This is a genomic window from Bacteroides eggerthii (assembly GCF_025146565.1).
Classification (GTDB): domain Bacteria; phylum Bacteroidota; class Bacteroidia; order Bacteroidales; family Bacteroidaceae; genus Bacteroides; species Bacteroides eggerthii.
This window is the reverse complement of the sequence record NZ_CP102258.1, coordinates 2411874-2428714: the sequence shown is the minus strand read 5'-3', so window position 1 is coordinate 2428714 and position 16841 is coordinate 2411874. Positions and strand designations below refer to the sequence as shown.

The 16841-nt window shown below is 33.4% G+C and carries 17 protein-coding genes; 3 read left to right on the top strand and 14 right to left on the bottom strand.

The features are described 5' to 3' along the window. Window positions 1-39: 39 nt before the first annotated feature. The 14 genes from NQ546_RS09980 to NQ546_RS09915 all read right to left on the bottom strand — a co-directional run bounded on the left by NQ546_RS09980 (window position 40) and on the right by NQ546_RS09915 (window position 14176). Entirely contained in the window at window positions 40-1062 is a 1023-nt protein-coding gene (locus NQ546_RS09980; RefSeq protein ID WP_004290003.1) for a glycosyltransferase family 2 protein, read from the bottom strand. A gap of 31 nt (window positions 1063-1093) precedes the next feature. Further along, entirely contained in the window at window positions 1094-2230 is a 1137-nt protein-coding gene (locus tag NQ546_RS09975; RefSeq protein WP_004290002.1) for a glycosyltransferase, read from the bottom strand. After that, the gene (locus NQ546_RS09970) at window positions 2220-3122 is read right to left on the bottom strand and encodes a hypothetical protein (protein WP_147293902.1); all 903 of its coding nucleotides are present in this window, start codon (window positions 3120-3122) and stop codon (window positions 2220-2222) included. Before NQ546_RS09970 ends, NQ546_RS09975 begins: the two co-directional genes overlap by 11 nt. A gap of 347 nt (window positions 3123-3469) precedes the next feature. After that, window positions 3470-4546: a glycosyltransferase gene (locus NQ546_RS09965; protein WP_004290000.1), complete on the bottom strand. Its 1077-nt coding sequence runs from the start codon at window positions 4544-4546 to the stop codon at window positions 3470-3472. Window positions 4547-4555: 9 nt separating this feature from the next. Next, window positions 4556-5689: an N-acetyl sugar amidotransferase gene (locus NQ546_RS09960; RefSeq protein ID WP_004289999.1), complete on the bottom strand. Its 1134-nt coding sequence runs from the start codon at window positions 5687-5689 to the stop codon at window positions 4556-4558. A gap of 17 nt (window positions 5690-5706) precedes the next feature. Next, on the bottom strand, window positions 5707-7119 hold the full coding sequence (locus tag NQ546_RS09955; protein ID WP_004289998.1) for a lipopolysaccharide biosynthesis protein: 1413 nt from the start codon (window positions 7117-7119) through the stop codon (window positions 5707-5709). Window positions 7120-7146: 27 nt separating this feature from the next. Then, window positions 7147-8052: a glycosyltransferase family 2 protein gene (locus tag NQ546_RS09950; protein WP_004289997.1), complete on the bottom strand. Its 906-nt coding sequence runs from the start codon at window positions 8050-8052 to the stop codon at window positions 7147-7149. 7 nt (window positions 8053-8059) lie between these two features. Further along, window positions 8060-9349, bottom strand: coding sequence for a nucleotide sugar dehydrogenase (locus tag NQ546_RS09945; protein ID WP_004289996.1), 1290 nt, complete (start codon window positions 9347-9349; stop codon window positions 8060-8062). A gap of 36 nt (window positions 9350-9385) precedes the next feature. Continuing rightward, the gene (locus tag NQ546_RS09940) at window positions 9386-9958 is read right to left on the bottom strand and encodes an acyltransferase (RefSeq protein ID WP_004289995.1); all 573 of its coding nucleotides are present in this window, start codon (window positions 9956-9958) and stop codon (window positions 9386-9388) included. Window positions 9959-9977: 19 nt separating this feature from the next. After that, window positions 9978-11111, bottom strand: a complete 1134-nt coding sequence (locus NQ546_RS09935) for a DegT/DnrJ/EryC1/StrS family aminotransferase (RefSeq protein ID WP_004289994.1) — start codon at window positions 11109-11111, stop codon at window positions 9978-9980. A gap of 26 nt (window positions 11112-11137) precedes the next feature. Continuing rightward, window positions 11138-12103: a Gfo/Idh/MocA family oxidoreductase gene (locus NQ546_RS09930; protein WP_004289993.1), complete on the bottom strand. Its 966-nt coding sequence runs from the start codon at window positions 12101-12103 to the stop codon at window positions 11138-11140. A 487-nt stretch (window positions 12104-12590) separates the two neighbouring features. Then, a complete protein-coding gene (locus tag NQ546_RS09925; RefSeq protein WP_004289992.1) occupies window positions 12591-13184 on the bottom strand; it encodes a zeta toxin family protein in 594 nt (197 codons plus the stop codon). Continuing rightward, window positions 13184-13372, bottom strand: coding sequence for a hypothetical protein (locus NQ546_RS09920; RefSeq protein WP_039953223.1), 189 nt, complete (start codon window positions 13370-13372; stop codon window positions 13184-13186). The genes NQ546_RS09925 and NQ546_RS09920 overlap by 1 nt, the downstream gene beginning before the upstream one ends. 288 nt (window positions 13373-13660) lie before the next feature. Continuing rightward, a complete protein-coding gene (locus NQ546_RS09915) occupies window positions 13661-14176 on the bottom strand; it encodes a UpxY family transcription antiterminator (protein WP_004289990.1) in 516 nt (171 codons plus the stop codon). Between the two features lie 375 nt (window positions 14177-14551). Here NQ546_RS09915 and NQ546_RS09910 point away from each other — a divergent pair, with 375 nt between their 5' ends. The 3 genes from NQ546_RS09910 (at window position 14552) to NQ546_RS09900 (ending at window position 16746) form a co-directional block, all read left to right on the top strand. Then, complete coding sequence (locus NQ546_RS09910) at window positions 14552-15016, top strand: DUF4494 domain-containing protein (protein WP_004289989.1); 465 nt, start codon at window positions 14552-14554, stop codon at window positions 15014-15016. A 65-nt stretch (window positions 15017-15081) separates the two neighbouring features. Next, complete coding sequence (locus tag NQ546_RS09905) at window positions 15082-15750, top strand: YggS family pyridoxal phosphate-dependent enzyme (protein ID WP_004289988.1); 669 nt, start codon at window positions 15082-15084, stop codon at window positions 15748-15750. Between the two features lie 18 nt (window positions 15751-15768). Beyond that, window positions 15769-16746, top strand: a complete 978-nt coding sequence (locus NQ546_RS09900; protein WP_004289987.1) for a dihydroorotate dehydrogenase-like protein — start codon at window positions 15769-15771, stop codon at window positions 16744-16746. The last annotated feature ends 95 nt before the right edge of the window (window positions 16747-16841 follow it).

Genomic DNA, 16841 nt, shown 5'->3' with positions numbered 1-16841 from the left:
ACAAAGAACTAAACTTATCTAACAAGTAAAATAAGTACTTCATCTATTCGTTTTTGCCGAAAATGAATATCCCATCAAGACTTGATATATTCCCTTGAAATATCCCCAACCATAACTCAGATGAATAATAAGAAAAGTAATTGGTAGAAAAAATATCAAATTCCAATCTCTCCATTTTTTTACCTCTTTCAATGAAAAATAAACAGCCAATATACAATAAAACAGAATAACTACTAAATAAATAATTGCAAAATAAATATTTATATAGCTCAATGGGATACCAACTATCAATCCTAGAAGAAACATAACTGGAAAAAATTGCCTTATTGTCGCAGGTGAACCGAGTTTCTTGTTTACCAATGGTTTAAACAAACCATATTGATAAAACATTTTAGACATCTTTGATATTTTATCTCTAGCATAATAATCAATCACTAAATCTGGTATTAAAAATATCTTTCCGCCATTTTTTATTATACGAGCATTAAATTCATCGTCTTGATTTCTAACCAAATCAAGGTCAAAGCCTCCCAGTTTGTCAAATATTTCTTTTTTGAAACACCCAAAAGGTACAGTATCAGCTTGCATCACTTCATTAGCCCCAATCCTACATAATGAGTTTCCTACACCAAACCGATGACTCATTCCTATTGCAATAGCTCGACAGACGGAAGTCTCATGAGCAGGTAGTGTATTTAAAACAGCACCAACATTATCTGCTTTCAGATGATATAAGTTATAAACTAATCTTGATATATAATTTGAAGGATAAATACAGTGTCCATCCAAACGAACTATAACATCTCCAATAGAATTATTAATACCAATATTTAATGCAGGAGATACTATCTTATTAGGATTATCCAATAACTTTATAAAACTATATTTTTGCACATAATTTAGTATTATAGAACGAGTGTTATCGGTACTCATCCCATCCACATATAGAATCTCCATCAATTCCTTAGGATAATCTTGTTCTATAACAGATTTCACACAACGCTCTATATATTTTTCTTCATTAGAGACTGGACAAATTATGGAAACAAAATGTTTATTCATGTATTTTCACCTATATAATATATCCTTTCCCCTATACCACTCTCTTGCATTTATTCTTCAATAGATTAGTATAGAGTTGTAGTGTCTTAACACCTATTTTTTCCCAGCTATAATATTCAGATAGTTCTTCGAATATTTTTTCACTTAAAAGTACTCCTTTTTCTCTATTAATCAATATTTGTTCCAATATTGCTTTCAAATTATCGGATGTATTTTCCTCTAAAATATATCCTAAGTCATTAGATATAAATTCAAAAGGTTCTATTAATGGTGGCAAATTAGAAACGATAACCTTCTTTCTATTAGTCAAAACGGTTAATAATAATCCACTTTGCGAGATTTCCTTATATGGCATCAATATAAAGTCCGAATGATTAATACAAAACTGAAGTTCATTGTTGTTTAACATTCTGTTCAACAGTAATACATTCTCACATAAAGATAGTTTTTCTATATTAGGAATCACTCCACTTCCAGCTATCAATAACTTTGCATTGGATTTTTTCAATGCATTTGATGACAACCATGTTTCAACTACAATATCAATCCCTTTATAATTAGAGATATTTCCTAAAAAAGAGAATACAATTCCGTCTGCGTTCTCCAAATGAGATATCAGATTTAAATCTATATCACTATCCTCTTGTAACAATTTCAGGTCTAATAATCCATGTGGGATCACGACCGTGTTTTGCAATGAAAAAATATACTTTAATTGAACTTGAGCATAATGTGTATGACATATCACCTTATCTACCTCATGATAAATCAATTTATAAATCCACATGTACTTTTTCCCCGAATCGTGGGGTAATGCATTATGAGCTGTATAAACGACTTTAATCTTTCTATACTTAAGAATTTTGATTATAATATAGTCAAAGAAAGGGAATTTTAGCCATTGGAAATGAACTAAATTTACTTTCATTTTTTCACATATTACAAGAATCTTAATCATAGAAAACACATAACTCAGAATTTTTCTCAACAAAGTATATTCTTGGTATGAAAACAAGTGATATATCGTATGCGGAATTGATAAATCAAATTTTTTATTACATGCAAATATTAATCTTTTATGTTTTATATGTAAAAGAAGATTATAATCATATAATGCTAAATTATGATAAGACATCGGGTCAACAAACAGTATAGTTTTATCCTTCATAAGAATACTTTTGCTCTTTCTTTTTATAAAAACTAATCAAAAAAATTAATATTGCAACTAATATTATAAATCTTACAGAAGAATAATTTCCCCTATATTGACAGCATAAAAATAGATGAATAAAAAACAAAGCTGGTAAATTACTATATTTTATACTAAACGCCTTTCTATATAAATACACGAATAGTATTATCAAGAATAACACTCCAAACAATCCATTATCAACAAATAAATCTGCAAAAATGTTATTAGTAGAAGAATGCACTTTTTCACCTGTTCCGTCAATAGTAGTAATCTCTGATATATAAGACAACCCTTTAGGCCCTATTCCAAATAACAAGGTAAATATATCCATATTCGACATCGTATCAATGATTGTTTCTATTAATAAAAAGCGTGTACTATCTTCTACATTTATAAGACGATATAATATAAATTCATTCAAATACTGAAAAAAAGAGATAATAATTATTGACGATATTCCTAATACAATTATAGTTGAGAATTTTATTTTATTTCTAAAGATCATGATTAGAAATAGAAAAAAGAATTCCATATATGTAGAAGGAGACAGAGTAAAAACTGATACAAATAAAGTTACTCCTATAACCACATTTAAAAGAAATTTATTCCACCCTAACTCTTTAAAAAATAAAGACAAAACAAATAATTCAACTAGTAAAGGACTAAAAAAACTTGGTTCTCTAGCTATTGATGTTATCCTATGAGTGGGTCCAACACCAACGACACTATGCGCCATGTCTCTTGTTTCAAAAGATATAATTGGAATATCAAAATAGAAATGAAAAAATTGCCATAGTCCAAAAAAAAGAAAAACTAACAGTGCGAAATAAAACCATTTAATATTCCGAATACTATTCTTTTCATCCATCTCAGAAAATGATAAGAATAAAATAAGTATTAAAAGATAATTTATTAGTCTAGGTAAACCTGTCATAAGAACCTGAAAAGAATAATGGATATTATCAATTAAAAAGGAATTAACAAGTACTCCAAATATAGACCATAAGATCGGCGTAAAAAACAGGATTAATATAACTCTTCTCAGCCGATTAAGATTTGGATTAATTCTAAATTGACAAATAAGTAAATATAGAAAAGTAAAAAAGAAAAGGCCATAATATGAACAAGATTCCAATGGAATAGAAAAAAGTTCTGCTGCAATTATAAAATTAGATATAAAAGAAACTCCAAAAAGGACACAATACTTATTTAGCATCAGACTATTTTATTTTTTATTTTAGAGATATTCTGATACCATGTTTCAATAGAGAAACCTGTTTTAATTTTGAATTTTGCATTTATTGAGTAATGATTCCAAATATCACAATTTAAACAATCTAAGATAGAATATACAAAATCATTTATATCCAAATTATTTATACGACCATCTACTTCATCATCAATTATTAGCTCAGCACCTTCTCCATTAGAAATAATAGGCACACACCCATAAGACATAGCTTCCAACAATGTATAATTACAAAAGATGATATCTGCTGGGAAAATGAATATTTTAGAAATTGATAATAAAGAATGGGAATTAGAGACGAACCCAAGTGTTTTTATTTTATTCTTTAATCCTATTTTTTCTATTTTATGAAGAACTTCATATTGATAATCTTCTTCAATATGATTATCTGAGCGGTCCAAAACACTAAAGCCAGCTATAACGATATTTAAGTAAGGCTTTTCTTTTAATATCTGAGCAAAAACATCGATTAGAAAGAGGACATTCCGAGAAGCCCGTGGAGTATTTAAGAATAGTATATCAATCTCTCTTTCAGTATATTCTAAACTAGAATTAGATTGAGGAACAGCATTATGAAGAAAAGAAGTCTTATACTCTAAAGAATATTTTTGAATACTTTTCAAAAGATTATATTCCTTAACAATTATAACATTTGCCATTTTCAGTGTATACAAATTTAACGATAAAGATTGTACCTTACCATCAAATTCAGTTCCTCTTAATATTACGACTAATTTTCTGAAAAAGATTTTAGCAAATAAAGCATAGAATACAGTGAGTCTCCCTGTACAGTAAAGCTCCACATACTTTGACCTATAATTCATCAAAATAAAAACATACGAGAATAATCTTAATATAGCATTATTAGGTAAAATGTAAGCATCTGCATTATATTTATTAATAAAGACTTCGCTTTTACCACTGACATCATTTATTAGATACTTAATAGTTTCACCATTTTTATTATATACAGATGATTGATAGCCTACCTTATCTATAAAATGTTCTAATCCAATACAAATATTATCAACATATTTCCTCATTGAAAAAAATTACTTCATAAAAAAAATATTCCTTTTAACAAAAATAGCTATTTTCAATAACACATTTAAAGCTACTGTATAAGAAGGATAAAATGTATGCTTTCTAATTGGTAAATTCATCAAATTATCAAACTCTATTTTCGTCAATCCCATCTGTGATAAAAAGAATTTTTCATCTTCTATCAACATATCTTTCTCATATAAAGGTTCATGAAGTAGCTCAATCGCTTCATCTCTTGTTAATTGACTTGAACATATTAATGATGAATAATGTGCCTTTCTTTTATCAATATCAAATTTTTTAGGTAAAATATAAGCTTGATAAAATCTTGTAATTATTGATTCAAAATGCTTACCTCCATAGTCCGACCATCCCAATTCCTTTTGTATAAATAGTTTCACATTATCTTTGTTATAATCCACATAATTTAAAATTGCAAACTGTTTCATATACGATAATCTCATCATATATTTAAAAGCTTCCCAAAAAGAAAATGTCGGATATGATATTAATTTTCTTTTCGATCCAAATTTTTTATATATAGCTCTTATATTCAAGCCATCATATTTAAATTCTGCAATCCATGATTTAGGCAAAATAGCTTCTGTTGCATAATTACAGCCATTTATAAAATATTTTATTTTATATTTTTTAGCTAACCTGCTAAATATTACATGAATCAAATTATCAGAAACAGCTTCTAAGTCCACGACAGATGCTTTCAAAAATGCCAATTGTAAATCTCGGAATTCTACTGGATCAACTTTAATTCTTTCAAAATCAATCTGCAATTTATCGACAAGATTTTTTATATTCTGTTCTGCTAATTCACTATTCCACCCATTATCTAAATGTATAGCTAAAGGCCGTAGACCGTACTTTACACATAAATATGCAACATACGTACTATCAACTCCCCCACTAACACCAATTAAACAATCATACTTATTATCTTTTCCATCTTCTTTAATTTTAGAAATATAATCTTGTAATGCTTGTTCTTTTTCGATACAATCTAAAGAGTAGGGAGGTCTTTTGTAATCTGACAAAATTCTATTACAATGATTACAGTAATTATTATCGTCAAAACGAATTAAAGGATCTGTTGTATCCATAACACAACGCTTACAAACTTGCTTCATAATAAAATTATTATTGTTTATTGCTTTTTTATATGAGTAAATATATATTTAAAAAAATATTTAGTGAGAGAAATGTTATAAATCAAGAAACCTCCCAACAAGATACAATTAACTACTATTTGTAAATTCTGATATGGAATAAACGTATTAATAAAAGCATCAATAAATAAGATTATTAAAGATACAAACACTTTTATATCCAAATGAAAAGGGAATAGCTTATTCGCAACAATAGTTCTGATTAGGAAATACGAAATATATGATAATGCAAGAGATAATGAAGCCCCTTTTGCCCCCCAAATAGGGACAAACAATACATAAAACAACACAGAGATAAATATCAAGGCTATAAAAATATAAACATAATACCTTGTTTTATTCATAAAATTAATGCCAATAGTAGTTACTTCGGTCAATGTATATGATATAGGCATAAATACCAAAAATGGAACAACATCTATACATGAATAATATTGTTCATCTAAGAAAAGCACCAAGATTTCTCTAAAACCTATTACTAAAAATGCAATTAAAATCAATATAAATGCAATATTCTTAAATGTCTTTTCAAATAGCGTTTTTTCAAATTTATTTTCTTCATATGTTTTATAGCTTAAAGGAGTCCAAAATGTAGAAAAAGAGCTTTGAATAATAGCCAATACAGCAACTATTTTGAAAGCAACATTATAGATTCCCAATTCTGAAAACGTTGAAAATTGACGTAACATAATTTTATCCATCCCTTCAAAAAACATCGCAATAAAGCCTGTAAATAATAATGGAAAACCAAAAACAAATACTCTTTTCATTATATTTATATTGGGGAGAGTAATTGAAAACCAGATTTTCTTTTCAAGAACAACTAATATACTGAATGACACTAGTAAAGAAACTATAGTGGAATATATAACTGCATAGAAATTTGCATTTACATATTTAGCATATAATATTAAAGTTAGTGGAGTAAATAAAGCACTAACTACTCGCACCATAGAAAAACATATTCCTTTTTGTTGCATACGTACGATTAGAAACGAATAACGTTCAAAAAGCATAATGAATAGTTGTGAAATCAATAAATACACTATAAGATTTTCCGAATAGCCAATAAGCATATTTGAAACATAATCTTTCATTCCCAAAAGAGCTAAAGATACAATAAACCAACAGCCTATAGAAGGAAAGAGAGAACTCCATAAAAGGGTGGGCCATTTAGATTTACTTATTTTATAAAAAAAACGCATAAATCCAGAATCTCCACCTAACAATATTACTTGAAAAATGACATTAGCCCAAAGAACAAATAAAGTAGACCTTCCAAACTCAGCCGGGACAATAAGCATAGTAGTTATAGGAACTGTAATAAAGCTTATTATTGAAGCGATCCATGAACCAAAAGAAAACTTTATAAATTCTTTAAATATAGTCATAAGAAAAAATCTGACACAATTATTGAATTAGAAAAAACGACATTTACCTAGTAGTAACCTAACAAAAAATACTACTCCCATTTTTACATAATACCACATTAATCCTAAAATAAAAATAGGCAATAAGAATAGCACATATATACTGCCCAAATTTGAAGCTCTTATGACTTCCCCAAGACATTTTACATAAACATTAAACTTCCATAAATAATTAGCAAATAATCCTCTACAAAAACTATTGGCGTACGGCAGCTTATGATTCACATGATTAGATGTTTTTTCTCTATTAAACCAAAGAGGTTCTCCTTTATGCATTACAAAATTACCTTTAGTCAAATAGTAAAATAAAGTAGGATATATATTATTATAAGCTCTTATTTTATTAATCCACCACCAAACAGGGAAATTGACATTCAATATTTTATCTCTGACAAACAAACCATACCCAAAGCCATCATCCCAATAATAACACAACTTCAGCAGACGTATTAATGTAAAGGAAGATGCATAATTAGATCTATGAATATTTTTTTCTTTAATTATATTATCATCTTCATTTATAGATACCCAAGGAGTAAACGCAGCTATACAATCCGTATTTTTTTTTAATAAATCATATAAAACTTCTACAAAATTTGGCGCCCATAAATCATCATCTCCAGCCCACATAAAATATTCCCCAACAGCTTTACATAAAACGAATTTCATATTATTAGAGATTCCTATGTTTTTTGCATGTCTAATATACTTAATTCTTGAATCTAAGTTTGCATACCTCAAACAAATATCCTGACTTCCATCCGTAGAACAATCATCAGAGATTATTAATTCAAAATTACAGAATGTCTGATTTAATAATGATTGTATAGATCTCTCAATAAAATCTCTATCATTAAAAACTGGCATTCCAATACTTATTAGTGGTTTTTCCATATTCCGTTTACAGACTCCAATATTTCAATTCATGTATCTTATCTCTATACATTCCCTTAATATCTACCAGCACCGCATGATTATAAGTCATTTTCTTAAAGAATTTTTCATCCAAATCCTTATATTCATCATGTGCCACAGCCACTACCACTGCATCGTAATTATCCCTTGGTTTTTCAACTAGTCGGAATCCATATTCATGCTGCACTTCATCACTATCTGCATACGGGTCAACCACATCCACATCGCATCCAAAGTCTTTCAATTCGTTGATTATATCAACAACTTTAGAATTACGAATATCTGCTACATTCTCCTTAAAAGTAACACCCATCACAAGAACCCGAGCACCCAATACACCTTTGCCTAAAGAGATTAGACGTTTTACCAGCTTTTTAGCGATATATCCACCCATGCTGTCGTTAATGTAACGACCGGCGCTAATAATCTGACAATGGTATTTCAATTCACTAGCTTTTTGTACCAGATAATAAGGGTCTACACCAATACAATGACCACCAACCAAGCCAGGATAAAATTTCAGGAAGTTCCATTTCGTTCCGGCAGCTTCTAATACGTCATAAGTATTGATTCCAATACGACTGAAAATAATAGAAAGTTCGTTCATTAAAGCGATATTCACATCACGTTGGGTATTCTCTATAATTTTGGCTGCTTCGGCTACCTTAATATTCGGAGCTCTATGAACACCCGGCTTCACTACCAGTTCATATACTTTAGCAATTGTATCCAATGATTCAGGGTCACAACCGGAAACAATCTTGATTGTATTCGGAAGAGTGTGTACTTTCTCACCCGGATTGATACGTTCAGGAGAATATCCGTATTTAAAATCAATCCCAGCTTTCAAACCACTTACCTCTTCCAATACAGGAAGACAATCGTCTTCTGTACAGCCGGGATAAACAGTCGATTCGTAAACGACATAATCACCAGGCTTCAATGCTTGCGCTAAAGAACGGGATGCTTTCAACAAAGGGGTCAAATCAGGTTTATTATATTTGTCAATCGGGGTAGGAACTGCCACGATGAAGAAAGAAGCTTCTTTCAACTTCTCAATGGATGAAGTAAACTCAATATCTACATTTTCAAAAGCTGAACCATCCAATTCATTACAAGGATCAATTCCCTCGCGCATTTTTGCCAAACGTGCTTCATTGATATCAAAGCCTATAACAGAAATTTTCTTTGCAAATTCCAAAGCAATAGGTAAACCTACATAACCTAAACCTACTAACGCAAGCTTAGCTTCCTTATTTACTAATTTATTATACATGATTATTTCAGAATTAAAATATTACAGAAGTTTAAATTAAAGTTTGGTGACTCTACCATCTTTGAGCTGATAATGTTCCTTACTTTCCGGACATACGGCAAAACCATTTTTATCAAATTCAAGACGGTGCCCATACTCGCTCATCCAACCTATCTGACGAGCAGGATTACCGACCAATAGAGCATATGCAGGAATGGTTTTAGTAACTACTGCACCTGCGCCTATAAAAGCATACTCACCAATATCATGCCCGCAAACAATCGTAGCATTAGCGCCAATGGTAGCCCCTTTGCCAACATGAGTTTTAGCATATTCAGCCTTACGGTTAATGGCACTACGAGGATTGGTCACATTGGTAAAAACACAGGAAGGACCAAGAAATACATCGTCATCGCACGTCACTCCAGTATAGATAGATACATTGTTCTGTACCTTAACATTGTTTCCAAGTACTACATCCGGAGAGATTACTACATTCTGACCGATATTGCACTTCTCACCAAGTGTACAGCCTGACATTATATGGCTGTAATGCCATATTTTAGTACCTACACCAATCCGGCAACCATCATCAATAGTTGCTGTTTCATGAGCAAAATAATCTTGCATAAAAATGATTTTTGAAGAACTATTTGAAGAATTCTTTGATACGATTGATAACCAAATCTTGTTGATCGGTAGTTAGTTCGGTATGAACCGGAAGAGAAAGAACAGAATATGCTAATGTTTCAGAGTTATCCAAAGATTCCGCAGAACGAGTTATACCTTGAAAGGCTTCTTGTTGCTGCAAAGGCAAGGGATAATAAATCATACTCGGAATATCGGCATCTGCCAAATATTTTTTCAATGCATTGCGTTTATCATCCAGTACTTTCAATGTATATTGGTGATATACATGTGTACTCTGAGGTAATTCCTCCGGAGTAATGATGCCTTGCACTTCTTTCAGATGCTGTGTATAATAACAAGCGGCTTCATAACGGGCACGACAATATTCATCCAAGTGTTTCAGTTTGGCTATCAATACGGCTGCTTGAATAGTATCCAGGCGTGAATTGCACCCAATCACCTTATGATGATATTTCACTTGCTGACCATGATTTGCTATCATTCGAAGCTCCTCTGCCAGAGTATCATCATTCGTAAAGATTGCTCCCCCGTCACCATAGCAACCTAAATTCTTGGAGGGGAAGAAAGAGGTACACCCGATATGTCCAATTGTACCGGTATGTTTTTTCGCTCCGTTAGAAAAGGTATACATAGCGCCAAGAGCCTGTGCATTATCTTCCACCACATACAAATGGTGTTTTTCTGCAAACTGCATGATTGGTTCCATGTCACACGATTGTCCGAAAAGATGCACCGGAATAATGGCACGTGTCTTGGGGCTTAATGCTTTTTCCAGATTAGCAACAGTCACATTAAAAGTGGCATAATCCACATCTACCATAACCGGAGTCAATCCCAACAAACCTATTACTTCTGCAGAAGCCACATACGTAAATGCAGGTACAATCACCTCATCCCCCGGCTTCAGATTCAGAGCCATTAATGCTATCTGAAGCGCATCAGTTCCATTGGCACAAGGAATAACATGTTTACAACTGGCATAATTAGCTAATTCGGAAGCAAACTGCTTTACCTGAGGACCATTGATGAAAGCGGATGTTTCAATTACCTGCCGGATACCGACATCGATCTCTTCTTTTATCTTTAAGTATTGACCTTGAAGATCAACCATCTGAAGTTTCATATCTTTCATTGCTTCATTTTATATAATGAACCGACTTACCAGCCAAAAGGATGTTTAGCCAAAGGTAGCTTTGCCAAAGGATGATAATCACCTTTCAAACCGATAGGTTCAGCATGACGAATGTCATATACAATATTAATGGCATTACGGGCATCTTCAATGCCGAAACCTTTACCTGCCAGAATGTCTTTATAACTTTCGGTATGTAGTTCAGTAAATCCTTTGCTGAATTCAAACTCTTCACCATCAATATTGATTGTACGATAAGTACGTTTTTCACCTTCAACTGCATTCTCAGGGAGATTATCAGCATTGATACTTAAGAAATAGCGGACACGAGCCTTTTCAAGTTCCAGATATCCTGCTGCCCGATCATGTGTATAAACATGAACTATATTATTCTTTACCGGACCAAATATCCACGAAAGCATATCATAGAAATGTACACCTATATTAGTAGCTATACCTCCACTTTTGTGTACATCACCCTTCCAACTTGTATAATACCAATTACCACGAGAAGTTATATAAGTCAGGTCTACATCATAAATTTTATCTTTAGGACCATTTTCTATTTTTTTCTTCAAATCAATAATTGATTGGTGTAAACGAAGCTGAAGAATCGTATATATATGATGCCCGGTCTCTTTTTCTACTTCCTGCAATGCATCCACATTCCATGGATTTAAAACCAACGGTTTCTCACAAATAACATCAGTGCCCAATCGTAGTCCATAGCGCATGTGAGCATCATGAAGATAATTTGGAGTACAGATGGATACAAAGTCTACTTCTCTATCCGTACCCTTTAGTTTTGTACAATGACGATCAAATAACTCTTGTTCTATAAAAAACGAAGATTCAGGAAAAAAACTATCCATAATACCTACACTGTCAAACTTATCGTAAGCTGCAACTAAACGATTTCCCGTATCTTTAATGGCACGCAGATGGCGAGGAGCAATATAACCTGCTGCCCCAATTAATGCAAAATTTTTCATTGATTATTATATTTATTATAAAAATTCCGAAAGCTTTGAAATAAACAACTGATATTCTATCAAATCAACTTTAACACAACATTAAAGTTAACTTCCTGTAAGTACTCAATGTAGAACATATCCTTTAATTAAGGCACTAAACAGTGCCCTAAACCAAGTTTATAAAAAAAAATGAATTTAACATTAGCTGGGTGCCAAAGTCGTTTTGTCAAAAACTATATCAACATAGTCCCTGTACCCGTTAAATATATTTTTGAAAAAATTCCAATGAGATTTCAGAAAGAGCAACCATGAAATTCCACTGTTCTCGACACACTATAATAAATTGCGGCCATTTCAGAAAATGAGAACATTTGAACTATTCTAGGCTATCATTAGCTTTAACTTCAACTACTTTACATAATGATTATTTTGTCCACATGAAAGTATCACTTCTATTTCATAACCCTAAGTTGAGGGGGTACTATAAATATAGTCAGAAGTTAGATTATTTTAGCAAGAACTGCGCCCACTCAGGAATTACTTTCACATATTGTTTAAAAAGAATCCCATTTACAGTGCGAAACAATAGTTGAGGTATTTGATTTTCTATTGAATTATCATAAATATATACCCTATCTGCAAAAGGTATAGCATCATGAATATGTAACAATGATTTATAATAACGTGAAATAATTTTAGATATTGGCACTTCATGTCCGCCATTTAAATAACGCTGTGTTATGCGCCTTACATTTATCTCCGGATTCTCTGTACAAACAAAAAAAATTCGAACAAAAAAGCCTAGTCTCTTTGCATCTTTTACAAATTGTAACTTTTCCTCAGAAGAAAAAACTGTTTCAAAAACAAAATCTTGTTTTTTTTCCAAACACTCATAACGCATTTTAGTAGCCAACTCAGCAGCTTTCAATACGGCAACGGGAGAATTCCAGTCACCAAACTGTTCTTGTGCAATGTTATCGGGATTGATATAAAAACTATTTTCTGTCCACTCATTATGAAGCAACTGCACAGTGGTAGAAGTTTTACCCGAACCATTTGGTCCGGCAACAATGCATAATGTGGGACGTTTTTCTTCCATTACAATTCAATTTTCCCCTCTTTTCTTTTAAGCACAATCTGTACTATTTCCTGCATTCTACGTTCCATCTCTATTTTGGCTCTACGAGAACTTTCACGCGCAGCAATGGCTACTTGTTCCATCAAAGCGTGTAATTGCTCTTCAGTAGGTTCTTCCAAAGAAGTCAAACGATAAGTATTCAGTTTCATAGCCATATCACCTATATTTATAGTGTAAACAAAGGTACTCACTATCTTGAAAAAAACAAATGATTTGCAACAAATAATATTTTATATCATATTAATTTATTGACCATAACGAAGTTAACTTTAACGAGATGTTAAAGTTAACTTCATCTTATCTATAAAATTAACATCCCAAAAAGCTGAAGTTAACTTCCTGAAACAAGAAAATCTACTATCGTTTTTCCGTCTTAACACTGTTAAATTTACTGCCACATTTTATACAACACTAACATGCAAAATACAATAAATGCCTTACCCGCGTCTCACATAGCTCACCGGCACACTAACCAATGCGCACCCCAATTCCTGCAATCTCACAGCGATATAATATTTACTTTCGTATTTCACCATTTCGCCGCGGATACCCTGCATGCTTCCTTTTGCCACAGTTACCATAGTTCCCGGAGCAATCGGTTCATTAACCATTAATATAGAAGTGTCGGAAAGGTCGACCATGAAGCGAAAGTCCGCCATTTGTTGGTCGGGAATGATGAGAGGGGCATTAGTGCCGCGTTTACTAAAGAAATGATGAACATTGGGAGCATGTTCTACAATGGTAAGTTCAGGACGGGAAAGACAGACAAAAAGCATACCGCTAATTACCGGTTTAGTCACTTTAATACGCTTTCCGGCATGTTCCCGATAGACATCCTGCACAGGTAAATAAATTTCTATACCTTGCTCACGAAGCCACGACTCTACTCTGAATTCAGTATTGTGGCGAACATAAACAGCATACCAATGCCTATGAACCGTAGTAGTTAACAAATGCTAATAATAAATTATTAATAGTTTAGTAATAAGCGTTTTATGATTTCACTGAATTTGAGCTATTTTTATGGCTCCGCCGAACGTAGCTTTCACTACGTCTCTTTTTAAGAATGGTATTTACGTCCACGATTAGTTCGTTTTGTGAGCGCAAAGATAAACACTCCGCATGGAACTACAAAATATTTGATAGATAAAAAGTTTTGAATTAACATAATCTTCTTCCACGTACATCGAACATTATTCCCCTTTTTCGTTTATCTTTGTACACCCTTTCCAACGTACAAAGGAGAGGAAATCTTCAGCAAGTCTCAGAAAGACAGGAAGAAAAAAGATATTTTATTAATTAAAACACTAACTAAAAATTAGAAAATTATGGCAATGCATACATGGTTTGAGTGCAAAATCCGTTACGAAAAAACAATGGAAAACGGAATGAACAAGAAAGTAACCGAACCTTATTTGGTAGACGCACTCAGCTTTACAGAAGCAGAAGCACGCATCATCGAGGAAATGACTCCGTTCATCTCAGGAGAGTTTACCGTATCAGACATCAAACGGGCAAATTATAGTGAATTGTTCCCTTGTGAAGAAGACGCGGCCGACCGTTGGTTTAAATGCAAATTGGTCTTCATCACATTGGATGAGAAAAGCGGTGCAGAGAAGAAAACATCTACCCAAGTACTGGTACAGGCCGCTGACTTACGCGATGCTGTGAAGAAGTTGGATGAAGGTATGAAAGGCACAATGGCCGATTATCAGATTGCATCCGTAGCGGAAACTGCCATTATGGATGTATATCCGTACAGTGCAGAACCGAATGACAAACCTGAAGTATAGAAAAGGGAGAAGCAAATAATAGAAATTGAAAATTTTATTGTGTATACATTATTATATTATATACGATGAGTATTGCAGAAAACATTAAAAAAGTGCTGGACGAGTTGCCTCAAGGAGTGCAACTGGTAGCTGTTTCCAAGTTTCATCCCAACGAAGCGATAGAAGAAGCTTACAGCGCAGGGCAACGTGTGTTCGGAGAAAGCAAAGTACAGGAGATGACTGCCAAATACGAAAGCTTGCCGAAAGACATCGAATGGCATTTCATCGGACATCTGCAAACTAACAAAATCAAATATATCATACCCTATGTAGCACTGATTCATGGCGTAGATTCCTATAAATTACTCACCGAAATCAATAAACAGGCAGCCAAGGCAGAGCGTACCGTAAACTGCCTGCTGCAACTGCACATCGCACAGGAAGAGACGAAATTCGGTTTCAGCTTCGACGAATGTCGGGAAATGCTTGCTGCCAATGAGTGGAAACAGCTTAAGAACATCCGGATATGCGGCTTGATGGGCATGGCAACAAACACAGATAATACCGAACAAATCAAAGCCGAGTTTTGTTCATTAAGTAGCTTCTTTCAAGAAGTAAAAGCCACATGGTTCGCTGATGCGGAATGGTTCCGGGAGTTGTCTATGGGAATGTCACACGATTATCACGAAGCAATCGCCGCGGGCAGTACTTTAGTTCGTGTAGGAAGTAAAATATTTGGAGAAAGAATATATTAATAACTAATAACTATTATCATGGCAACATTAGAAACTACTTTTGCAGGGTTGAAACTTAGAAATCCGATTATTATCAGCAGTTCCGGACTTACTGACAGTGCAGCCAAGAATCAGAAGCTTTATGAAGCCGGTGCAGGCGCTATCGTACTCAAGTCTCTTTTTGAGGAACAAATCATGATGGAAGCCGACTGGCTGGGAGATCCTAATATGTACCCGGAAGGAAGCGATTATCTGGTGGGATATATACGCGAGCACAAATTAGGTGAATATTTGAATTTAATCAAAGAGAGCAAGAAAGTTTGTGACATTCCTATCATTGCCAGTATCAACTGCTATCAGGATGCTGATTGGATTGAATTTGCCAAAAAGATAGAAGAAGCCGGCGCAGACGCTTTGGAGGTCAATATCCTTGCTTTGCAAACCGATGTACAATACACATACGGTGCTTTTGAGCAACGCCACATCGACATCCTGAGCCACATCAAAAAAACAGTAAACATCCCTGTTATCATGAAATTGGGAGACAACCTTACCAATCCGATAGCTCTTATCGACCAGCTTTATGCCAACGGGGCAGCGGCAGTGGTAATGTTCAACCGTTTCTACCAACCGGACATTGATATTGAAAAAATGGCCCAAAGCGCCGGAAACGTATTCAGTACAGATGCAGACTTGTCCAAGTCTTTACGCTGGATAGGCATTGCCTCCGCAGCAGTCAACAAGCTGGACTATGCAGCATCGGGCGGCATACATGCTCCCGAAGGAGTAGTGAAAGCTATCCTGGCAGGTGCTTCGGCAGTAGAACTATGCAGCGCACTCTATCTGAATTCCTATGCTGTCATTAGTGAATACACCCGCTTCCTGAACACATGGATGGACCGCAAAGGAATGGAAAATATCAATCAGTTCAAAGGCATGCTGAATGTCAGCGACCTGAATGGTGTAAATACATTCGAACGTACACAATTCCTGAAATACTTTTCATCACACAAATAAAAAGGAGTTGATACCATAAAAAAACGGATGATGCGTTCATTGAAGATGCATCATCCGTTTTTTTAATTCATAACCTCGTTAATTCAAATCCTTTT